Source organism: Flavobacterium ardleyense (genome assembly GCF_033547075.1).
Classification (GTDB): domain Bacteria; phylum Bacteroidota; class Bacteroidia; order Flavobacteriales; family Flavobacteriaceae; genus Flavobacterium; species Flavobacterium ardleyense_A.
The window spans coordinates 2,065,263-2,089,889 of the sequence record NZ_CP137891.1 but is presented as its reverse complement, the minus strand read 5'-3'; the positions used below and the strand labels follow the sequence as shown (position 1 = coordinate 2,089,889).

13 protein-coding genes are annotated in these 24,627 nt (G+C 33.5%); 7 read left to right on the top strand and 6 right to left on the bottom strand.

The genetic code is table 11. The features are described from left to right. Positions 1-8 precede the first annotated feature (8 nt). The 4 genes from SBO79_RS08960 to SBO79_RS08945 are packed head-to-tail and all read right to left on the bottom strand — an operon-like array spanning position 9 to position 15,268. Entirely contained in the window at positions 9-6,008 is a 6,000-nt protein-coding gene (locus tag SBO79_RS08960) for a hypothetical protein (RefSeq protein WP_318640079.1), read from the bottom strand. A gap of 52 nt (positions 6,009-6,060) precedes the next feature. Then, positions 6,061-7,938 (bottom strand): hypothetical protein, encoded by a 1,878-nt coding sequence (locus SBO79_RS08955; RefSeq protein ID WP_318640078.1) that lies wholly within the window; start codon positions 7,936-7,938, stop codon positions 6,061-6,063. Further along, positions 7,923-9,899: a hypothetical protein gene (locus SBO79_RS08950; RefSeq protein WP_318640077.1), complete on the bottom strand. Its 1,977-nt coding sequence runs from the start codon at positions 9,897-9,899 to the stop codon at positions 7,923-7,925. The genes SBO79_RS08955 and SBO79_RS08950 overlap by 16 nt, the downstream gene beginning before the upstream one ends. Positions 9,900-9,916: 17 nt before the next feature. Beyond that, positions 9,917-15,268: a DUF6603 domain-containing protein gene (locus SBO79_RS08945; RefSeq protein ID WP_318640076.1), complete on the bottom strand. Its 5,352-nt coding sequence runs from the start codon at positions 15,266-15,268 to the stop codon at positions 9,917-9,919. A 1,058-nt stretch (positions 15,269-16,326) separates the two neighbouring features. Between SBO79_RS08945 and SBO79_RS08940 the strand changes: the two genes are divergently transcribed. The 7 genes from SBO79_RS08940 to SBO79_RS08910 all read left to right on the top strand — a co-directional run bounded on the left by SBO79_RS08940 (position 16,327) and on the right by SBO79_RS08910 (position 23,402). Further along, a complete protein-coding gene (locus SBO79_RS08940; RefSeq protein ID WP_318640075.1) occupies positions 16,327-17,571 on the top strand; it encodes a tyrosine-type recombinase/integrase in 1,245 nt (414 codons plus the stop codon). Further along, on the top strand, positions 17,562-18,377 hold the full coding sequence (locus SBO79_RS08935; protein ID WP_318640074.1) for a hypothetical protein: 816 nt from the start codon (positions 17,562-17,564) through the stop codon (positions 18,375-18,377). Before SBO79_RS08940 ends, SBO79_RS08935 begins: the two co-directional genes overlap by 10 nt. An 82-nt stretch (positions 18,378-18,459) precedes the next feature. Then, positions 18,460-18,732: a helix-turn-helix domain-containing protein gene (locus SBO79_RS08930; protein WP_318640073.1), complete on the top strand. Its 273-nt coding sequence runs from the start codon at positions 18,460-18,462 to the stop codon at positions 18,730-18,732. Beyond that, complete coding sequence (locus tag SBO79_RS08925; protein ID WP_318640072.1) at positions 18,732-20,159, top strand: DUF3987 domain-containing protein; 1,428 nt, start codon at positions 18,732-18,734, stop codon at positions 20,157-20,159. The genes SBO79_RS08930 and SBO79_RS08925 overlap by 1 nt, the downstream gene beginning before the upstream one ends. Positions 20,160-20,378: 219 nt before the next feature. Then, positions 20,379-21,428, top strand: a complete 1,050-nt coding sequence (locus tag SBO79_RS08920; protein ID WP_318640071.1) for a DUF6371 domain-containing protein — start codon at positions 20,379-20,381, stop codon at positions 21,426-21,428. Positions 21,429-21,628: 200 nt separating this feature from the next. After that, positions 21,629-21,928, top strand: coding sequence for a plasmid mobilization protein (locus tag SBO79_RS08915; RefSeq protein WP_318640070.1), 300 nt, complete (start codon positions 21,629-21,631; stop codon positions 21,926-21,928). Beyond that, on the top strand, positions 21,906-23,402 hold the full coding sequence (locus tag SBO79_RS08910; RefSeq protein WP_318640069.1) for a relaxase/mobilization nuclease domain-containing protein: 1,497 nt from the start codon (positions 21,906-21,908) through the stop codon (positions 23,400-23,402). The genes SBO79_RS08915 and SBO79_RS08910 overlap by 23 nt, the downstream gene beginning before the upstream one ends. Before the next feature lie 311 nt (positions 23,403-23,713). Here the strand turns inward: SBO79_RS08910 and SBO79_RS08905 are convergent, their stop codons facing one another. Further along, a complete protein-coding gene (locus SBO79_RS08905) occupies positions 23,714-24,082 on the bottom strand; it encodes a hypothetical protein (RefSeq protein WP_318640068.1) in 369 nt (122 codons plus the stop codon). A gap of 23 nt (positions 24,083-24,105) precedes the next feature. Next, on the bottom strand, positions 24,106-24,375 hold the full coding sequence (locus tag SBO79_RS08900; protein ID WP_318640067.1) for a hypothetical protein: 270 nt from the start codon (positions 24,373-24,375) through the stop codon (positions 24,106-24,108). Positions 24,376-24,627: the final 252 nt, after the last annotated feature.

Here is a 24,627-nt window from a genome sequence, read left to right as displayed (position 1 = left end):
TAACTATTTCAAATTTTCACTTTCTTATATTTTAATAACGGTATTACTTTAGCAAGTTCAGGTTCTGCATATAAATGATCTGGTTCTACTGCCCTATTTTCCGCCATCAATCGTGTGTCATTTAAAGTGACAATCAAATCATTCAAAGTCCAATTTTTTGCTTCAATCGACTGATCTTTTCTTTTTCGCATGACAATTTTCGAAGGCACTGAGAGTAAAATTACCTGAGGTGCTTCGGCGTTTGGTTGGTCAAAATTGAAGACGATTCCTCCGCGCTGTTTTTCATATGGTAAGAATTCCATCCAATTGTCAATAATTAAACCTGCATTAAAAGTAGTGGCATCTGAAGTAAAATTCTCTCTCTCATAAATAACTAATGATTCCTTGTCGTCCATTGCATCTTCCGAAACTACTTCTCTTCCTAGCCATTCTTTATCCTTTTCAGCATTAAAAGGAAACTGCAAAACAGCTGCTTGCCCTAGCGGAATTCCTGAAAAGTCAGAGAACATTCTCATTTGATTAAACTGAGCCATAGGTTCACGAACTTTACTAACTTCACTTGTCCAACTCTCCATTTCTAAAGGTGAAACATTTTGATATGAGAAATCAGCTTTTAGTTGCTCTGATTGAGCTGCAAATTCTTCGGCAGAAAGTGGTTTCAAATTAAAGTGTGGTATTACTCGAAAACTAGCATACAACAATTCTTGCATTGCTTTTGTATAAGTGGCTAAAACAGAATCTTCATCATTATTATCTATCTCTGCAATCGCAGTTTCTGATTTTTTAATATTGGAAGTAATAGTACTAAAAACGATACGACAAGTAGCTAATAGACTATTCTGCATCTTTAATTGTTGTTCTTCTGTTTTAGACTCAAATGTATTTGATGATATAGAAGTGAGCGCTGTAGAAATACCTAACGAAGCACTTTCTACTAATTTATCTACAACTTCAATCACTTCGGCCTCGGTCCATAATTGCATGTTAGCAGTTTCGCTTTCAGAATTTGATCTAGCCTCTATTAAATATTGCAAGTCTGTACTTAGTTTTTTACAATAATCTAATAGTAGTTGAAATCTATTTTTTAATTCGGCCTTATCTATTCCTTTTAAATTTATTCCACCACCATGAGTAACTGTCGTAGAAAAATCTTCAGCAGTTAATGCACGACTATTAGCGAGCAGTGAACGGAGATTATTTAATACCCACTCATTCTCAAAAATCGTTTTAATTTCTGCTCCCCACGTATTCTTTCTCTTTTTATAATCAATTGATAATTTTTGAGAAAATAGTCTGTGTTTTTTTCTGTACGATAATTCAATATATCTGACAAATAAGGAAATATTACTAGATAGATAAAAATATGTTAGAGGCGAAATCCCAAGTTCAGAAATTGAACAATAACTTTCAGTTATTTTATCGTCGTCATCCGTTTGTTCTATAACAAAACGAATATCATCAGCACTTCCTAGATTTTTACCAATCCAACTACTTAGTGCTGGTTCAACCTTTGATAAAACCCATGGGTTGATTCCAATCACGGTTTCATTTTGAGTATTCTCGGACGATATATTTCTATCCCATCCCAAAACCTCAATATCTGATGTAGCATCAAGTGCAATAGCTACTTTATGACGCACTACTGCGGAGTGAATCGGAATTTCGGTAATTTGAGGAAGATTGAAAACGCGGCCGTCCTGCATATTTTGCATTAAGGCAGAAAAAGCTACTCGATTTCCTTGAACAAGTTGGTAGACACCTTCAGATAAAACCAAATCACTCAATGCATCAAATGTATCGGCCAACTGTTCAATTTGACGGGCGGCAATTAATTTGTGTTCACTTGGACGACCTTTAAATAAATCATGAAACCACTTTACAGGTTCGGCGTCGGGATTAGTAGTAAGAAGATAATTTGACAAGGTCATCGAGCGGAAATCACTAGCGTCATTATCCTTGTTAATTTTGTTTAGTAGCAATTCCCCGTTAATGACACTCATTATATAAGAATTAGCTTCTGGGCCTTCACTTTCAGATTTTATATCCATTTTTAATGGAAATAATTGACGCAGTGGATAGATATATCGATCTAATTCCTGTCCGGTAGTTTTATAAGCTTCATGCAATCCTCTTTCTAAATCAGCGCCCAAAACTGCTCCAACAGAAAGACCGTTGCGCACACCATCGATTAATCTTAATGCCTGTCTCACTCTTAGCGATGATAAATTTATACATAAACGACTGTCGCCGTCCTCAATTTTACTTTTCTTATAAGCGCTCCGAAGAATTGCGGCAGTAATAGCTTGATTAATAGATGGCGCAAGAATAAATTCGTTGTGTTCTTCGTCCTGAAAAATCGGACTTTTTTGATCACGAAGATTCATTTCTTGACCAATCTTATCTGCTTGAGCCTTTGGTAATTCTTTCTTAGATTTATTGATATTTCTATTTAAGTTAAACACCCAGCCATAGGCTCCAATACTTGTGGCGAAACTAGCTTTTCCAAACTCTCCCTTACGAATTCGCTCTAATTGGAAGTTTACCAATCCTGACCACCAAGCATCTAATCTGTAAGTAAATAGATCCAGAAATTCAGCGACCAAAAGTGGAATTTCATCCTCTTCCATTATTGTTAAAAGTTTCTCTTTATTATCATTTGTTGTACTTTCATTTCCAATTCCATAGAGAATTTCTTCGATAAAAGGTTTGAGGGTTGGTTCATTTGCTTCTTTATCAAAAAATTCTTCCAGCATTCCATCTATTGCATGAGATCTAAATAGAGGTAATTCGTCCAAGACACGCGCACTATTTTTGTTAGTCTCAAAAGTTATATCAAACATATCTTTTAGGATCTTGGCAACTGCATTTTGTGTATTTTCAATTGGCATATAGTTAATTGCCGGGTGTAGAATTGGAAGCGCTTCAACTAATGTTCTTTCAAAAAAAGATACTGAGGTTGGGGTCAAGTTCATCATTTCTAAATATCTTTTCTGAGGATTTCCTTTTTTAAGATTTTCAGAATGTATGACATGATCTCGCTTTAAACTGTTCCATATATTGGTTAAACGTTTTAATAGGTAGTACAGTTCACGTGCAAATTTTAGGAATGAAGGATTACTATAATTAATTATATCGTCTGACGCAGATTCTAGTTCAAATTTTGAATATGCTGTCGTTGGTAGTATCCCATAAGGCTGATTTCCAATTCGCAAAGGCGGAATAATCCCCCTTGCGAAAGTGTAGTTGGTAACAAATTCAGGTATTTTTTTTAAAAATAATCCCGTTTTGCACTTCTCCACAGATCCATCTTTTGCAATTTTAAATGCATCAGATAATTCTTCGCACATCATTGCGTTAGTAGTTTTCGCTTTCTGAATTTCGTTATTATCGTAGCTATTTACTCTGCCTAAAGTAGCATTAAACTTATTTATATCTATGCCGATTGTATTGGATAAAGAATCAAAAAGCTGTTTTGAATTCGCACCTTTAAAATTTTCCTTGACATCAATTTCAAATCGTTTTTGTTCCAGCAAAGATTCGTCACTGTTATACCCGGAAACAATATCATCAAAACTGTTGGTGGGTGTTCCAATCTTTAAAAAATCTAATCCTGACTGTCCATAAATATGACCATTGTAGAAATCCTCTAGCATATCGTCACTTACCTTGTCCTTAACGCCTAAAACATAAATAACTGAAAATTTTGCCTTCTCATATTCAGAATCGCTGTGTGGTAGCGGAATAGTAATTGCCATCCCTGACTTTACAGCTATTTCATAATCAGTCATCCATCTAATCCCACCTCTAATGTCAATTTCACCCGTCTCTACGTCTAAATGGTAGGGATTTATATTATTATCTTCACCAAAATCAATGCTTAACTTTAAACCTTTTTTTACTTTTCGGCCCGCATGAACAATTCTTTTATTTCGCTTCTTGCCATTAATATTTAGCATCGTGTCTCCAAAAAATAAAAAACGATTTGGAAGAATGGCAGAAAGAGGTGGAGTGAAAGCATCACCATCTCTAGTTTTAATATTCTGTTTGAAAAATACCTCTTTAAAATCTAGTCGCTCAAGATATTCGTCGACCATTACTTCTAATGACACTTCGTGATCTTCAATATGTGCTAATAGATCATTTAACTCATCGTAAAACGCTGATAATGATTGGAAATCAAGATCGGTATAAACCATATCTGCGCGCTTCATATATTCTAGATTTTTATTATAAAAGAATATAAAAGTCTCCAATCTTCGTTTAACATAACTTAGATCACCATTTATTTTTTGGAATAGATAATCAACGATTTTCGAATATTGCATAACGATTTTTCGAACTTCATAGAATTTGGGAAGGAAAACCTGCACCATTTCTATTACTTTCGATTCGTTACAAGTCTGGCTTTTACTTTCATCAATATTGTAATTATTACTAATTTCCACCAATTCATCAAGCAACTTCTCTAAAACTCCGCTATTTTTAAAAGGTTGACGATCAGAAAATTTTGATAATTCTTCGGGACGAAGTGTCCGCGCTATCCATGAAGCACGCATTACTTCGAATTTTCTCCAAAAACTGCTCCAAGCCTCTCTCTCATGACTTTCATTTTCCGATGCTATAAAATATTTAATCCAGAAACGCTTGCCTTCTGTCAACTCTTCCTTGGATAATAACTTTTCATGCTGATGGATAAATATATCATCCGGAAAAATTCGCACGCACAATTGTTTTTGAGTTTTGAAAGTTTCTATTTTTGCAACAACTGTCTGCAGTTTTACAGAATTCAGGAACATATCATTATTTTGTGAGCTGACTGTAGCTTGATAATCAACAAAATTTCTTGATACCATCAACGAGTAGTAGGCAGATAGGTTTACATTTAATTGTGCAGATATTCCAAGAGTCAATTCCTTTTCGGTTCTATTATTAAAAATTGTTTTTTCTAGTGAAGAATTTAGTCCTGAAATTTTAGCTTTCAACTCAGTGTAGGGAATATATTTCTGGATAATGGATGCGTGTAATAAATCAATTTGCATTTGTAAAGCAGACTGAACAACCCTTGTGTAATGCGCAACTGTGCGTGGTTTATTTTCTATATTTTTATCAAAGTTTGTTGTGAAGTTTTTCGCCTTTGTTTTGGTTTCCAATAGAATACTTAACCAATCTTCGTGATACCTCTGATTTAATTTTTCTCTTTGGAAATCAAACTTTTTATAAATATTCTTAAAATTTGTTTCGATTTTATTAAATAAAAGTTCCCACTCAGAATATTTGTTAGCAAATAATTCAAATACAGCGACGTGTCTTTGACGATTATCGAGACTAGGAATATCTTTCAATTGATTTTCGGCTGTACTGAAAGAATCTTTAATAGTCATAACACGACCAGAAACATATCGGTATAAACGCTTATTTTCGGCATTAACTTTATCTTTATTTTGATAATATTTAGTACTGCGATATGGAGTATATGTGTATTCAGCGAGAGTTTTTAATGATTTATAGTTTGCTCGTAATTCATTAATAAAAACGGTTGCTCTATTCTCTTTTAAAGCTGTAGATATTTCTATAGTTTTTGCAGCCTCTACAATATCTTTTGAATAAGTATCTAATTTACTGTCGCCAAAATTAGGCATGATATTATGCAATCTCAAGGCAAGGTCTTGTATTACTCCTTTGTGCTCAGAAGATACCAGATCAAGTTCTTCAATTAAGACTCGCAAATCATACAACTCTTCTGGCAGAGAGTCGCTATAAGTGCTTATCACGCCTTCATTTTTTACAAGAAAAGTTGTATTTAAACGATTGGTAATGTTTGCAAATGAAGTTAATATATCTTCTATTTCTTTTTCATGTTCAGGTCTAGAACTTACAGTAGCTTCTCTGAAATGAGTTTCCAGTCGCACAGGAAAAAGCATATATGGCGATAGCGTACTATTAAGCGTTACCGAATGATTTAATTTGGCAAGTCTAGCAGCATCTATTTGTGAATTTATTTTTTTCATACCATTACTTTTTTTGAATCGAATAATTAAAATTTAAAATCTGTAATCTTCATTACATATCTTTCCAACCATCTAAAAACTGACTAATGTGCTTCCCGAAAATATAAGGTTGTACTAATAAATTGGCAGCGGATTCTCCTGAATGCTCAGTCCCTTCCTGATCAAAATTATACTCTGAACTTCCAAAGCGCGTTTCAGCGGGACGATTCATAAATGTTAAAAAGTATCCAGGATCATTAGTAGCGGGGTTTCCAATTAACTCTTCAAATTTTGAAGGAAAACCAACTATGAAAGTATCGTCCCCTAACCACGCTGACAAATCAGGAAGAATTTTTAGAGCATCTTCTTTCAACATAATTTTGTTATGATCAAGTTCTCCTTTACTCAAGAAAATTAAGGTTTCTGGATATTTCTTTAGCAACTCACCTTTAATTGCAAATATTAATAAGTCATCCTTTCCAGACATGTGATTTTGTCCCAATTGACTCTTCGTTTTCAAGATTTCAGAGTGATTTGCGTTATCATTTTCCCATTTATGAATGGGTAAAATATCAAAAAAAGAATCATTTGCGACTTCTTGCCCTATGTCTTTTTTAATTTCTGAATCCCAGAATTTACGGAAATAGGATCCACGAGAATCGGTTGGATATTCTCTCCATAATAATTCTCTTCCCATCTCAGTATTCATTCCACACAGAAATGCTTCCACAAAGACTGGGTTGTTTACAAAGAGCGCCATTGAGTTATCGGGCATAGAGCCTGATGCGGGCAAGATCAATTTCTCTGAAAATTGTTTTAAATAGTAATAGGCAGGTTCTGGAAATACCGGATATGCCATTACTGGATATTGACTATGCGTCAACTCTTCAATGTAGCGTTTTTGTACATCAGGATTGCTGAAAAATTCTTCATAATATGCTCCAATGAATTTTTCTACTCGTGCTTTCTCCGCACTATTTAGCGGATTCATGTTATCATTTAAATTTTCCACAATTGGCATAGTGGATATCAGTGGAGAACTAATTACTTCGTTAAAGCTTAGTAGTTTAGATAGTTTTTTTTGAGTATTATCAATCTTTTTAAAGAATGGACGGAAATTAGGTCTTTTGTATCCAGTTGAAGGTGTAGAATTGAAGCCGCCATATGAATTATCAATAACTTTTGTAATTGCTTTAATGTCATATACTATACTGTAGTCTGCGCCATCTTGTGTTGCTTTAAAAATCTTGTCGCTAACTTCCGTTCCGTAAAATGTTCCAAAGCCCAAAGTATCGTTGGCATCGTAGCGATCAATTTCTAAAACTTTTAAAGTAATACTATTTTGAAATACTACTTTAATAGCGTCACCAGCTTGAAAATTAATTGTCTGCCCCTTTCCAATATTACGATGTGATGTATTATTTGGAAACTTTTTCTTGCTTCCATTATCAGGAGTTAATTCTAACCTTAGCTGATCCTTTCCAGTCCAATCCTCTTGCTTATAACAAGTTACTTGTTTTACTATGAATACGTATGATCCAAATTTTGATGTATTGTCCACAACTTTTGGTCCTTCTACGGTATAAGATAACTTACACTTAGAATTTTTAAGAACCTTAGTCTGCGAACCATACCCAATAAAGTCTCTGATTGAAATTTCGTCAAAGAGTTCAAATATATTTCCAACTACATCTGCTGCTTTTCGGTACACCAGAACATATATTGATGATTCAACCTCTCTTGCAAAATCAATACGTTCAATTTTCATATTAGGTGGAAGTGTTTTGATAACTTCAAATGCGTCCCTTTCAACTTTTAAAAGTTCAGCATTAATTTCTTCTTCAGAAGCATCATCATCAAAAGAGCAAACTACAATTTTAATATCATCGTTTGCAAAAGCCTGATTTTTGTAAATTTCTATAGAATTAATTATTACTACACGCTTTTCCATAATTCCTCGTATTTAATTAGCTCCTTATACTCTAAACTAGTTTGATAGTATGTGAATATTTCTTCGATCTGTTCTTTATCCAGCAAGTCTTTAATTAGATGATCTTTCATCTTATACGCCCGATTATCAACTATTGCTTTGGATAACGATGCGGTAGTTACCTCAGGAGTAGACTTACTTGAAGAAATACTCTGAAAGGCGGATGATGCGTAAGCCGAAGGAATTCCTCTACGTACAATCTCATCATTTAAGGTACCTCCATCTTCGCCAATAGGTGCGTATTTCATTGGTTGTAGATAAATCATCAAATCTTTTAAATATTTACTATTAAATCGTGTCTGGTATAAAGATGAATTCAATTGTAAGTTCAGTAAGTACTCACGTAATCTCTGGTTTAGCTCATTTATAAGCTCTACTTGCTCCCACGCCCTATGAACAAATTCTTCTTGGTTATTTTGCACTACTTTTTTTCCGAGTCCTGCTGCAGATCTGTGTCTAACATCTAAGTTAAGTTCCGGAAACCAGGAGTGATCGATATTATCTTCAATTTCAAGTGAGGTTGCCATTATGTGCTTTGCGCCGTAGAGAGGTGGAACAATCCACGGATCGTCCATTTCACTAGTATCTTCGCTGTTTCGTGTACGAGACATGACACTACGAACATTGAGATTTTTCAAATCTTTATTTCTTCGTAATTTAAGTTCCTCTAACTCTTCGGTTGATTTTCGAGTTGGATTCTTGAGCGATGCAATTACTCTACTGATAACAAAGTTTTTGGTCTGCTTCTGCATTTTCTGAGTGCCTGCATGTGTTGAAAGCAATCCTATTTGCCCCATATTCTCTAACAAAGTCGGATTTTTTGAAAGCAAATTTTTCATTACATCCGCAACTATTTGCTCATCTGCTCTATTTGGAAAAGCTTCGGACTCAAAATTGATAGGTTTTGTAGCAACTTCTACATCAATTACGTTACGCTTTGGTCTTTCTGAAAGTGTTGAGTAACTCAAGCCGTTTCCCATATTTTGCACATCTACTCGTAAAGCTGCAGGCATCGTTTCTGCAGCAATGGGCATAAGTTTACGTGCTAGTGTAATAAAGTCAGCTGTCGAAGTTTCAAATTCCCAGTGATGATAAATTGGAAAGTCAAAAGGCTGTATCCTAGAGGTTTTTTGAAGATCAAAACTCTCGGCCCAAGCTGCACGCTGAGCCGGAATCTCGTTGAAAGGTAATGATAAGCCTGATAAACGTCCTGTCTCAAAAGAAGGAATGAGAAATGCGGTATAGGCTGTATTATCTTCAAGTTTTCGCATCGACAATAGGCGAGAAAAAGCAATATCTTCATTCTCATTTAGCAATCTATTGGTAGTTGTAATTAAATTGTCATCTTTTTCAAGTTTTTTATTTGAAAATTGCACGTGAGCTGACTTCCAAATATTTTTTGGCTTTGGAAATATTTTAAGAAAATTATCATCATCAGTAATTTTAAGTGATAAATGAGAAAGTCCGTCATTGTTGGAGGTCACAAAAAATTCGTCATTTTTGCAAACTAGTAAGGTCAACCAAGGTCTCAATCTGTCACCAGCTTCTTTGGCGGGAGTGTATCTCCAAGGAATATCTTCCTCAAAAAATTCGATAAAAGGAAAGTAGTTACTTTCAAAGTTTTTTACACCATTTGCAGGTACGACTTGCAAAATAGAAATTGGTTGCAAACCCGAAACATCTCCAGGCCCTACTAATGAGATATTTATTGTTTCTGTTCGAATATCATTTTGCGCAGTTTGCCCATCCTTTGCAATTGGCGTTAAATCGAAAGTAGTCTTAACACGTAAGCTTGCACGCTTTAAAGTTGGACCCTCATCAATTATACTAGCGAAAGTATCAACTTCAGCTGGATTTATCTGTCGACTTAAGCCACGTCGTAACCAAGGAATAAAACTATATGTATTATTATTATCCGCCATGATTTCTATTTTTACTGTTACTTTCTTACTATAAAGATTTTGCCTTTTAATTTTGGCGTATCTCTAATTGCTCTTTCACTATCCTTCTTAATTTTCGCGTAACTACGGCTTTTATTACGATTGTTGTTACTGTCACTCACTGGTGGCTTATCCTTTTCTACAATCACGTAGGACTTCTCTAAGCTCTTTAAAATCTTGTCGATTTTTTTACTATTTCTTTCTTCTAAATCTTTCTGTATTCTCGACGCATAACGCTGAAAACTATTTTCTGATCGATGCGATACATTTGTAAAAGCTCTATTAGCAGAAATGCTTTTTGGCAAAGAGGTGATAGTCGATGATGTAGAATGTGGAATGATAGCGTTTAAAATTCTCTCCCTTTTTCCATTTTGTGTATTGGTACGAGTATATCCCACAGAGGTTAGAGATATTTCATCCTGTTCTATTACGTAATCAATCTTCTTTACTTTAACATTAGATACAAGGCGTTCTTTAAGCTTCGTCTCAATTCGTATTCCATTAGCCATTTTCTCGTAAGAAGGGCTTGCCAATTTTTGCTTATCATCTAGATTGAACAATAAAGAAGGAGCAAAATCATATTTGGTCTCACCTAAATTTAAAAATTTAGTGGTTCCAATTTCAACTTTGGTAATTTTAATTATAGAATAATCAATTGGTCTAATTCCTTCCCCGTAACGTTGAATTCCTTTATCTCCGCCTAAGGGAATCATGGGTTGCTCAAACTGAATACCATCAAATGGTTGCATGATAATATCCGTCTCTTCTGGAACACGCTCCGCCAATTTAACTTGCTGGTTTTGGAAATCTGATGAAATAATGGTCCAATTTTCAACTTTAAAGTATTCAGTGCTAATCATTTCATAAGTTGAAACATACCCTATTTGAGTATCTACATTCTCGTTACCCCAAGAAATATTGAAGTTAACTTTAAAGGAAACGAATAAAATTTTGAATTTTGCTTGGCCTTTCGCATTCCATTTTGCTGGACCAGAAAGCGAGAATTCAAGATTAATTGAAAGTAATTTCCAACTTCTCCATCTAGCTTCCACACCCATTCTAACATCGAAAATAAAATGAAATGGTTTGAATTGGAAAAGACAATCAAATCCGAAATACCCGAATAATCCAACGTTATCCCATCCTATTTTTAAATCGACTTGCGCGCCTAATTGAACCGTATTAGAAGTGATTGCAAAATAGCTCTCAAAAGTTAATTTGACTATTTTATAATCTAATTTCATCCCTAAACGGACCAATGTTCCTAAATTGAATGATGCGTCTGGTTTAAACGCTGGATGGAATCCCCCCGCGGAAAGTAAAAATCCTTTATTTTTACCCCAATTAAGTCTAAAAGCGATATCGCCAAATAATTGAATCTTCACTAGTTCCGAATTGACCAGAGATGCATTAAACCACATTCCTTTATCAAAATCTATCCCTCCGTCAAAATATACATTGATTTTTACTAGGGCTTTTTCTTTTGTAGGAAGGTTGATAAAAAGACCACCAACAATTAAAACTTGTGTAGGACTTGGGGCTTGTATTAACAACCCAAAGTCAACGATTATAATTTCAGCATACGTAATCCGAGCTAATATTCCAAAAAAGAACTGATCACGTTTGATAGGAAAATAGGAACCAATTTGAGTTAGCATAGTATCCATGTGTTCTTCTACATCTTCTACAAAAAACACACTGGTAACTTCTCCCTTTCTAACGCCATCTTGCATGACATCTTTATCAATACCTCGATTAAGTCCGATCGCACCACCTAAACCAGTAAGCGAGAATCCCATACCCAGCTGGATTCCCGGGGTAAAATAAACACTTATTAATCCTACGAAGCTAAAGCCTTTGCCTTCATCTGGCATTTTCATAGTTAATAAAGCCAACGCCTTTACCTCTACTTTTTCAAGTATTTTAAGATATAAGACGCCTAAAAATTCTTCTTTTTCTGGATCATACGCAATTATCCCAGTTCCTTTAACGGCAGATGCATCAATAAAAACTGCCATTCCTGTTGGAAATCCAAATGTTGGAGAAAACTCGAAATCTCCTAAAGAGCCATCGGCCTTTAGGTAATTTACGTTAGCACCAATTTTTAAGTTTGCGACCGAAAATTTAACTACAGCTACATCTACGGTAAAAGAAGTAGTAATCATCGCGCTGATCGAAGAGTCTTCGGTATCTCCAGGCCCGATAAGCAGACCAATTTTATTTAATGTGAAGAAGTCTGCAATTTTAATGTTAGGATTAAAGTCGACTTTTAATGATGCGGCTCCATCAAATTTGAATCCATCTGAACTATCATATAGAAGTGCAACATCAAACTTCGCACTAATATCTTCAGAGAGCAATTCAGAAAAAAAAGAATTGATTTCTCTAATTTTCAAGACAATCGTTCCCTCCTTTGCCTCTCCCTCATATCGAAAGAAAAAATCACTTTTCTTATAACCTACAGATATCATTTGAGGAAAGTCTTTTATAGAAAAATCTAAATAAGTGCTCTTGATAATATCAATAGGTCCAGCAGTTGCTTTTCTAGAAAACGTAATATCGGCGCTCGTTTCAATACTGCCGGTATCGTCAAGCCACTGAAAATACTTGTGTGAGAAAAATACACCTATGGCACCCTCTTGAAATGCGGTCTTAATCTTCTCTGGATCAGTGGCGCTTTCATTATTTAAAAATGCTTGAAGGCCAAATTTAATCTGATGCTTTTGACCAAGGTCAAATGCTTTATCTAAGTCACCTTTTAGCACGGGAATCATATAAATTCCCGTTTCAAACACTCCTGCACTGATCTCTTTGTCAGCAATAAAAATTGTGAGGGCGGCCGCGAAATAGCTTGTCGAATATTCTTTTTTTCTAGTATCGTATAAGTTAATATATAGAAATTTATTATTAGTATCTAATGAATAAGTAGGGCGGTATGAGGGCGATGGAAGAGTACTTGCTCCCGAATTTTCTTGTGGTGGAATTGGAGGAATTTCGCCTCCCAATACAGCCTTGTGTTCGTCTTTCTTAGTAGATGCAGAACTTGCAATAATACCGTCAATTAACTCATACAGAGGCCTTCCTAATGTAATTGCAAGATCTACGCCGTCCTGCCATTTATTTATCCCCTCTTGACTTACATCTAGAATAATTGGAAAAACAGTATTTGCAAAATTTTTATAAATCGCTGGGATTTCCTCTATAAGAATTTTGATAGTTCTTACTTCATCTTTAATCCTATCCAATATTAAAACTAAAAGTTCTTGCAGCTTACCTTTCATTATCGCCTCTATCACATGGATAAATGGTCTGAGGTAAGAATCAATAATTTCCTTGGCAAGTGCTTTCCAGGTACTTATTAAAACCTCTGAAAAAAATGCAATAAAGCTTGTTTCAAGCACCTTCAAGTCTGTACCTGTCACAACACCTTTAAAACTAGCCGCCGTACTATTTGATTGATTTACAATTTCACGAAGACCTTGTAAACTGGTAGAAATAAATTTATCATAATAGGTTTCAGGATTTAAAGGAGCAGCAGTTTCCTTTATTTTTTCTGAAATAATTTTAAAGTAGTTGATTAAATCAAAATTAGAAATAAGGGCATTTGGTGCCAGACTAGAAGGATTGTTCAGTATTTTATTTGTTAACTCACCCAAGTCGTGAGGAATATTTTTAGTTTGCTTTACAAATTCAGCCTTTAATTCGTTTTCCATTTCATCTGCAAATGTCAGATGACTAAAGCTTCTTAATTCTTGTTCAGTATCAGTAAGAACGGTGGAAAAATTATTGGCTATTTTTGCAAGTAACTCCTTCCATTCTTCTTCAGTAATAGTACCAAAGTTTTTATATTCCTTCGTTTTTTGTAAAATAACTGGTAGCAAAATCTTTTCAAATGACGTACTAAGTTGGGCTTTGTTTAAGATCTTTACAGTTTGAATATCTTTAAAAAACTTTTTCTTTTTATCGGAGAATTCACTTCCTAATCGATCTATTAACTTAGTTGCAGCAATACTGCTATCTAACATTAGATCGTAAATGTCACCTATCTCTTTATTAACTTCACTCAATAGTGTAGATAATTCCAATTTCAGAATGGCAGAAGCTTCCATGGCAATACGCTCAAGCATAATTAGAAAACTCTTAATCACGAGAATGATATTTTCGACTTGCTCTTTTAAAGTATTGTCTAAACTTTCTAAAATCCACTTTTCCATTTTTTCCAAAACCCCAATAAAGAAATCTTTGATTGACTCGAAGTCTATAAAGTCTAAACCAAAGGCTCGCGCTACTATTAATATACGTTTCAGTAAATTTTCTGCATCTTCACGATTTTTTATAGGATAGCGGGTTTTGTAGTAGTTGATTGGATTCTTCGCCATCTCTTCAAAACGATCCCAATGAATTACGTAAATTTCTGTACTGAGAGTAACACCCGCGACCGCCGGCACTGCAGCGAAAATTTGTACCTTTTCCTTACTTATCACTTGCATAAAGTCGAGAATGGTATAGACGCGCTTAAAGAATTCTTCAATTTTTAAAACAGAGGCAAGATTTTCAAGTTGATCTCTCACTGCTTCTACTTTTGGAGAAATAGTATCTTTTAATACTTCTTTCAAAATTTCCAATACCGCTCTCAATTTTTTTGAAACAGTTTTGATGCTTTCTTCGAAATCTTTTTCACTGTCTAAAATTATTTCCGCTAATAGACTTATTATTTGATCTATTTTATCATGTGAACTAGTAAGTAGTGTAGAAATTTCAGATTTTAACTTTCGAATATCATCAGCAAATATTTCCAATGCATTTCGCAAAAAAACTGAAATAATATGGTCAAATAATCTTTTTGGAAGTTGTTTTTCGAGGTTACTTTCTTTAACTAATTTTTTCCACTGAGCCGATTGATTCTCTAATTGAATATTACCTAACTTCTTAAAAGCTTTGATTAACGAAACTGTATTCTGAATAATAGCACCAACATTACCGCCCAAATTATCAGCATCTCCATCACCTACCTGATCGTCTATAAATTCAAAAATATCCAAACTTCCACCAATAGCATCTATCAGGGCGGTCAATTTATCAGTTAAGAATATAATTTCAGCAGTTACATCTTTAACTTCCTCAGGAATAGTACCACCTACATCAAATCCTAAAAATTTAATCAGACTATCTAAGTACTCTATAATAAATGGAATTCCCTCATCATTAGTATCTTCAGTAGGGAGTTTCTTCTTGAGATCTAAAATCAGAGCATCCTTTGTCTTACCAAGTGCAAGAGCAAATTTTGCAAGGATGTCGAGTGTAATTGATTTTGAATCAAATGTGGCTTGGGTTGTCGCTACTTCTCCCATAATATATGGTATTATAAACGTTAAGTAAATTACGCCTTAGAATTCCATAAATTTTGGGGGGAGTTTCATGTAATTCTTACAGCAAGATAAGAAATTTTTATAAGTAAACAACTTAAAACTAGAAGTTTAAGATTTATTCTTAACATTATATTATGTGAATTTATTTAATCTCGATTATCGCTGAGCAAAATGTTAAGGTAAATTTCATTAGTCAATTTTAATACTTTCAGAGAATATTATCCGAGTAAGATGTAAAAAATATTTATATCGCTGATCTAATATTAAGAATTGTGCAACTATTGGAATTAAAATTTGGGAGTAACTTTTAGATAGAATATTTATGTACCAAATTTTCTATCAGCTTTAGGTCGCAGAGAATGCATTTCCTGAAAGAATATTTATTAAAATTTCTGTCTTTTTACTAAACTGTAAATTTTAACTGAAGGTATTACATTTTCAAATTCGATATAAATTTCCCATTTGTGGTTCAACAGTGTCTATCCTTTTTAAGTGTAAAGGTTTACTAACAGCCTTAGGTAAAAATCATAGTAAAACTGAAAGAAAGACAATTATGATTATTTAAAGTAAATCGATAAATAGTAACCTAAAGACTTTGTTGAGGCTGTGATCAAGATTCTATAAATGGCAATAGCAATGATGCAACAATGATACACATTGTGACAATAGGATCATGATAGAAATTTTGCGATATGATTTGTGCTTAAGAAGATTAATCACCCCCGACGACTGACGAAAAACCAATCCTATTTATTATGATCTGTGTGACTTCAAAAAGCAGGAATATTATAGAGCTACATCCCCATTCTACAATAGATAAAATTGAGAACTTTGTATAAAAGAAAAGCCCCGTAAACACTAGTGTTTCGGGGCTTTTGTGCGGAGAAAGAGGGTTTTGAACCTATTATATCTCAATTGGATAATTATATATAAAACTCAATGTTTTCAATACTTTGGCAGAATGTTATATTTTATTATATCTTTGTTTATGTGTTAATACATACCATATACAACACCTAATTCGACACCCAATATATTATATGAATTATTCTTTCAGACTTAAATATCCAAACTTAGATAAGGAATCCCTCATCTATTTTACTGCTTCATTCAAGAATGAAGGTAAAACTTTTGTTTACTCTACAGGTGAAAATATTCATCCTAATGATTGGGATTTTGCCAACAAAAGACCTGCGAATCTTTCTGGAAGAAAAAAGGATGCTGAATTAAGAAGAGCGATAGATATCCAACTTTCGAGATACTCTAATTTTTACATAGAATTATTAAGCCGGTATAAGACAATCGACGAAGTGTTAACAATCGAAAAAGCAAAAGAAGAGTTCAATATTGAGTTTAAAAAAGTAAACAAAAATACAAGCGACTTTTTTAAAGTCTATGACCTGTTTTTGGTATTTAAGAGAGAAGACAATTCTGATCAGGCAAATACTGAAACAACAATTAATCGATATGAGTATAACAGAAAATTATTGGAAGATTTTCAGGTAAGCAAAAATTACAATCTAAGATTTAATACAATCAATAGAGATTTTTATAATTCATTCATTAGTTATTGCGTGCAAACCAAAAATCATTCAGCCAATACCCTTAGCAGAAATGTAGGTCTGTTCAAGACTTTTATGAATTGGGCGCTATTTCATAAATATACTTACAATGACGACTACAAGAACTTTAAAAATATTAAGCGATTTAAAACCGACGAAATTGCATTAACTAAAGAGCAAGTAGATGAAATTGCAAACTTTGATCTAGGCGATAACGATAAGCTTATACGAGTTCGCGATTTGTTTATTTTCGGATGCAGCACTGGAATGCGCTATAGCAATTACAGCACGATTAAGAAAAATGATGTTGTTGATGATTTTATTAATGTTGTTGACGCAAAAGATCGCTCGAAATCTTTGTCAATTCCACTCAATAAATTTTCGAGAGGTATTCTAGAAAGGTATGATTTTAAATTACCGAAGATTTCCAATCAGAAATTTAATGATTATCTCAAGGAGCTTTTCGAAAAAATGGAATACAACGATGTTGTAAAGAAAACTATGCGTTACGGTAATGACATTATAGAAACAGAATCTGCTTTATCTGAAAGAGTTAGCTCACACACAGCGAGAAGGTCATTTATTACGATTATGAAAAACGAGGGGGTTCCAGATAAAGTAATAATGAGCTACACTGGCCATAAGAGTATTGAAGTTTTTAATAACTACTACCGACCGAATCAAGATCATCGAATCAATTTTATGAATAACGTATGGAAATAAATAAATTTAGAGAGAATCTTAAACTCTCAAGAGAACAGAGAGAAATAAATCATTGGTCTGAGATTTATGATAACTCTATTAATAGAATTGAAACGACGGATGAGATAGCTTCTGAGCATCAGTTCGAAGTAACCTGCTATATCATTTCTAAGTTTAAAAAAAAATATCCTTTTTATAATTTCATACTTGAACTGATTTCTTCTGAGTCAAATCAAGAATTGTTAAGGTTAAAAATTGTTGAAGAAATTATCTCCTATCTTGAAACAACAAGTCAGAATTGTCAATTTACTATTGATAAAAGTAAATATCAGTCTATCTCAAAAAAGAAATATTCTGCTGAGATAAAATCAATCAGAAAAGATATAGACTCTTTGCTTCACTCTGCTTTTTTAAAGAAGAAATATGAAAAATCAATTATTCCCACCAAAACTCAAAAAATTAAAGATGATTTAGTTCCTCCAGTTAAATTGGACAACAAGAAGCCTGGAAGAAAACCATATTCTGAAATTGCGGTTATTGCGCTTAAATATCATATTATCGCCAAATTTAATAAGGTGGAAGATCCACACTCAGATACTAGTAGATTTCCACGACTCCAAGATTTTTATCAGTTCGTAGCATTGAAGGAAAATATAAACCCAGGTTCATTTACTAATACTTTTAAAGAAATTAATAGAGAAAAAGATTTAGTGAAATATTGTAAATCGAAGCCGCAAGTTGTAGAAGCACTTAAAAACTTAAATTGCTTTACCAACAATGAGGAATGTTTACATTTTATATCTCAATTTGATACTAATACGACTTAATTGATAAATAGGTATTAATTCGAATTAATACTACCTCATTCATTATCATTCATTTGCAGTAACAATATATAAAACTGCAATTATGAACAATCCTTTTGAACCATTACACAACGAATTAATTGAACTTAAAAGTTTAGTACTTCAATTACTTCAAAAACCAGAAGAAGACCTATCTAATAAGCTTTATACTTTAAATGAAGCATCTGCAATACTAAATGTAGATAGGCAAACTGTGCGCAACCATATCGACCGAGGAACAATTACTGCTACATTTATTGGTAGACGAATTCTTATCGGACACACAGAGCTTTATGATGCACTCAATCAAATAAAATCTATTAAATATAAAAGGTAATGGCGACTACAAACAACGGAGCCCCCAATACCTTAGGAAGTATTAGAGGCTCAAATATTTCATTCAAAAACAAAGATACCGAAAATAATAGTAAAATAGATCTGTCAGATTTAGAAAAAGATTTTTCTGTCTTAACCGAAAAAAATGAGAATCCTTTTCCAACCGAGGTCTTCCCTAAAGATTTGCAAGCCATAATCTATCACGCTCATAATAATTATCAATTTTCCATAGACTATTTAGGTGCTGGATGTCTTTCGGCGATGTCCGCGGCAATAGGTATTTCCTATAAAGTTGAAGTTCTCCAAGGTTGGCTAGAAAAATGTAATTTATTTATGGTGATCGTTGGTCGAACAGGAGATGCGAAAAGTCACGCTTTAAACTTTTGTTTTAAACCAATCCAAAAAAGAGAAAAGGCGCTCTTTCAAAAGTATGAGCAAGAAATGAGAGATTATGAAAGAAGCTTAGGCGGTGATCAAGAAAAAGTAGAAAAACCATTTTTGGAACGTTTATTAATAAATGACTCAACTCCAGAAGCTCTTATTCAAGCACATTCAAACAATAAACGATCCCTTTGCATTTATATGGATGAACTTCATGGATGGATTAAAAATTTTAATAGATACAACAGTTCCGGTGAAGAGCAGACTTATCTGACCTTATGGAGTGGTGGCGTGATAACTGTTGACAGAGTTTCTAGCAAAAGTATTCGTCTAGACGATCCTTTCATTGGAGTAATCGGAGGCACACAGATTTCTGTTCTCAAAGAATTTGCAAAAGGTGGAAGAAGCGCTAATGGTTTTTTAGACAGAATGCTTTTTGTTTTTCCTGAAGTCCAAAAAAACATTAAGTGGAGCGATAACAAACAAGATGAAATAATCATGCAAAATTATTTTGCAATTATCACCGACCTTATTGACCTCAAGTTAAATCCAAATAACGAATCTAATATAATTTGTTTTGAGGCCGAAGCAAAAAAATTCCTATTCGACTGGCAAAACGCTCGTCCAGAAAATTATTTATTTGAATACGAAAGAAGTATTGAAGTGAAATTGCAACAGTATGTTATACGCTTTGCTTTAATTCTGCAACTAGTGTTTAATATTTGCGAGGATAAAACAGATAAAGAAATTCAACTCTTCGCAGTAAAAGGTGGCATCAAATTGTTCGAATATTTTTACTTTAATGCTATAAAGGTTAGAGACGAAACGATTAAGAAAAACTACAATGAGTCTTTATCAGAACTTCAAAGAACCATTCTCGATGATTTACCTAGCAATAGTAGCTTTTCTACGGCGGATGCTATAAAGATTGCTTGCATCATAGTTAATGGTAAACCCAGGATAAGCGAACGTCAAGTCAAAACTTATTTAAAAGATAGAAAATTGTTCAAAAAAGTTTCTCACGGTTTTTATCAAAAGATACAATAACTGCATTTTCTGCACTTTCTGCACTTTGACCATTAAATTACTGATTTTCTGTATTTTACTACGAAGTATTTGTGCAATCAAAATGCACAAAGTGCATCATTGAAATTTACTGATAGAATTGAAAGTGCAGTCTATAATGCAGAGATAATGCACAACGAAATGTGTAAAAAACCGTGCTATAGCTCGATAGTGAACATAATGAATAAAATGCAACCTACTATGTTTAAATATACCTTAGAAAAAAAATCACAGAAAATTAAGTGCCCTTCGTGTGGTGAAAAAAGATTCGTTCGATATGTCGATTCAGCAAGTGGAGAGTTGCTGGCAGACAATGTTGGCAGATGTGATCGTGAAATAAATTGTGCATATCATTATCCTCCAAAGCAATTCTTTAAAGATACTGGAAGCAACTACGAAGCTCTTACAAAAAACATAGAACGTAAATCTTTAGTTCATCAAAAAACTTCATTTCATAATTTGAAAGATGTTGAAAACACATTAAAGGATTATGACAAGAATAATTTCATTTTATTTCTACAAAGTCATTTTGGAAAAATGAGCGTTGAAAATCTTTTAATTGATTATCGAATTGGTACAGTGAACAACTGGTTCAATTCTACTATTTTTTGGCAGGTAGATCAGGATCAAAAAGTCCGAGGTGGTAAAATCATAGGTTATAATGAAAATGGCAAACGAACAAAGTATATCAATTGGATTCATTCAATCCAGCGAAAGAGTGGAGATATAGAGAATTTTAATTTAGATCAGTGCCTGTTTGGTCTACATCTAATTGGCAAATATGATAATACCATTGCAATCGTAGAATCTGAGAAAACTGCTTGTATTATGAGTTTACTTTTTGATAAATATTTGTGGATGGCAACGGGAAGTTTAGGTGGGTTAAATATCAAAAAATTGAAAGTATTAAAAGATAGAAAAATCATCCTTTATCCAGATTTAGGATTAAATCTTAAAAGCTCCTCCCCTTTCGAACAATGGAAAGCTAAATGTGAAGTATATCAGAAAATGGGCTTTGATATTAAAATCTCAAATCTGCTAGAACAAAATTCTACAAATTTTCAAAGAGCTGAAGGATTAGATATTGCTGATTATTTTTTGCAAAGCTTACAACGTGCACCTGAGAGGATTCTATCGAAACAGCAAAAATCATTTCTTAATTTATATCAGAAAAACAATAATTTAAAAACTCTGGTGGAATTTTTTGATTTGACATTTAGCAATGGAGAAGAAATCGATTGTAAAGATTAAATCACAACAATCCAGTGATAAAGTGGAAGCACTAAAACTATTGATATTAAGCTTCATTTAGCAAGCGGTGTCTATTGTGGGTACACTTCACTTCGTTACATGTTTACACAATAGACAAACTTGCCCTTCGGGGATAGATTTTTTATACGCTTCGCTAAAAATTCTTAAAAATGACACTTCATAAAAACTAAAATTTTCCTATGGAACCAAAAAAAGACACATTTATAAAATTTCGAATTACCGAAAATGAAAAAAAAATAATCAGTGCTAGAGCACTAGAAAGCAAAGGGACTTTAAGTGAATTTGCAAGATTTATGCTTACCAATGGAGAGGTAATAAATATCACCAAGGAGGAGCGAAAAATATTAGCGGGTCTCGCGAACAATGTTAATCAACTAGTAAAATTATTTCATCAGAAACAGTATCAACCAAAAGGATTGCTGGAAGAACTTACAACAACTTTAATACATCTTAAAAATGCCTATAGGAGAAGCTCATAAATCAGGAGAATCGTTTAGTGGATTAGCCGAATATATTTTAGCTCAAGGAATTTACGCACCGGATTCTGTTTCAAAAAAACCTGAAGTAATTTTTAGAAATCACGTCTATGCTTCAGATTACCTGTCATTAGGAAAAGAATTTAGAGAGCAAGCCAAAGAAAATCAGCGCGTCAAGAAGCCAGTAATGCATCTTACCGTAAACTTTAAAACTGCTGATGAAATCTCATCGAAAAGCCAGAAATTATTTGTTCAAAAGGTAATGAATGAAATGGGAGTGAAAAATGACAATCATCAATATGTTGTTGTACAACATAATGATAAGCATCCTCACTATCATATTATTATAAATCGTGTTGGTTTAGATGGTATCACATTATCTGATAGCAATTCCAAGTTAAGAATAGGAACCGCAGTCGATAAAATAGAAAAGGAGATGGGCTTAGATAATTATTTAGAAAAAACCAGAGCATTTATTTATGATCCAGTAAAAGGTTACAAAATAAATGAGAATCGAGAGATAAAGAAAGGACTACCAAGAATTCAAATGATCAAAGACAGAAAAGTGGGCATTCAAGACAAGAAAAACTTTGTTCAAAAAAACGTCTTGAAAATTTTAAACAATCCAAGAACCACTACTATTAAAGATCTAAAGATTCAATTATCACATTTGAACATCGAGCTTAGGCACACTGAAAATGTAAAGCAGCAGATAGCAGTATCTTTTAGATATGAAGGACTTGCGGTTAAAGGAACTCAAATTCAACTTAAAGGCGCACTTATAAAGAAACAACTCGAAGCTAACCTAGCGACTTTAAATCAATTTAATGAAAAGAATAATGTGAATCAGTTTGCAGGTAAAATGGCATCGAGACTTGATTCTAGTCTAAAAGAAATTATAGACACTTATAAGACGGGAATTAGTCCAGATATGAAGAAAATCTTTGCCAAGAATGATATTGTATTCGATGAGAAATCGAAGTTTACATACGAGGGTAATCAGTTAGATGTAAAAGCTATAATAACTTTTGAAAAGCACTGCAGGGAAAAATTGGAATCAGCAAAAAATAAATTCGCCCAGGATACGGCTCGGTTTAAAATGATTTCAAAACAAAAATATAAAAATGGAGTCTTCGGACTTTTGACGCCAGAACAAAAGAGATTTAATGAAATACTGAGCCTGCAGAAAGATAGTCTGATCAAGCCTGAATTGATTGTAGAAATTGACGCAAACGAAATCTACAACCCACTAGGCAACCAATTTACAGCCATTTTTAATGAAATTGCCAAGATGCCTATAGAAAACTCTGGCGCTTATATTCCCGATTATAACATTCATGAAGATGAAAAAGACAGCAATATTTTTAAAGCTCAAACACAGAATGAATACTCTTATTCAAACTCAATTTTGCAGCAAAGTGGTGGTTCAGCAGAAGAGGACGAAGAACCGAAAAGAAAACGAAGATTTAAACGCTAATTTTTTTTAAATTAAACAACAACTAATTGACCTACAGATTATTACAGCTATTTTTATTATATAATTGTATAACAGTTTTTTATATAATTATATAATAAGTTTTTATATAATTATATAACGATGATTTATATAATTGTATAAATCCAGGTCGCTTGATTGCCTTCTTTATTTCTCGGATTAGCTAAATCCATAAAAGAAATAACTCAAGCGAATTTCAGAATAACTTTTTTGGCTTTTTGAGGACCCAAAAGTTATTTCCGAAATTGCCACAGCTAATATTTACATAAGACTATAATTCTATCTTTATTGTATTAAATTTCTAGTAGTTCAAGATCTGGATTATCATAATCAGAAAAATCAAATAACTTGAATGGTTTAAAAACAGCATTAGTTTGGAATTCTAAATTTACAGCGACTAATAAAGTTTGCCACTGTTCAAATAATCCAAAAAAATCTTCAATCTGCATTTCAAATTCTTCGTTGCCTTTTTTAGAGTTGTGCTCAATTAACGCGTAGGTGAAAATCGTAAATTGAGGAACTCCTTCAATGTTGTTCATATCGAAATCTTTTAGCATCCAATAGTCTATAAGATAATCGGGGATTTCGTCTGAATAAGTGTCTAAATTTTCAGAGATAAAGGCAAGGCTTATTTTAAAAAGTGTGTCATCGTCTGTTTCCATAGCAAGATATTTATAGTTGATTTTTATTGAGTTTGAAAGACTTTAGTAAAAGTGTCTTTATCACTTTTTTTAGGAGTGACCGAATCGAATGCAGCAGAATTGTTCATCATTCTTCGAGCTCTTTCACTTCGAGCTCTCATTGCTTTTAGAATTCGATCTCTTTTCTGCTCTTTTGTCTCGACGACAGCTGCAGTATTTTCCAGCTTTGCGGATTTGGCTATAGTATCTGATTTGGTTTGCGAAAAACCGTAAGAAGTGATGCTCAATAGAGCAACAATGAATAAATTTTTCATAGAATAGTAATTAGATTAAACCTTATTTTATAGTAGAAAGAGGCACGGGACTACAAAATCTTATCCTTCATCAGAGGTTTGCGACAACCTATACAACCAGACAGACCAATAGCCCGCGCCAAATTATATATAAGGCACGGGCGTAAGGTCTATCGTTAGATGGTTGTATTATCCGAAGGTCGCAATTTCTGATAAAACCGTAACGATAGCTTACGCGCCAATTAATTACTTAAAGTGCTAAAATAGAAAAAA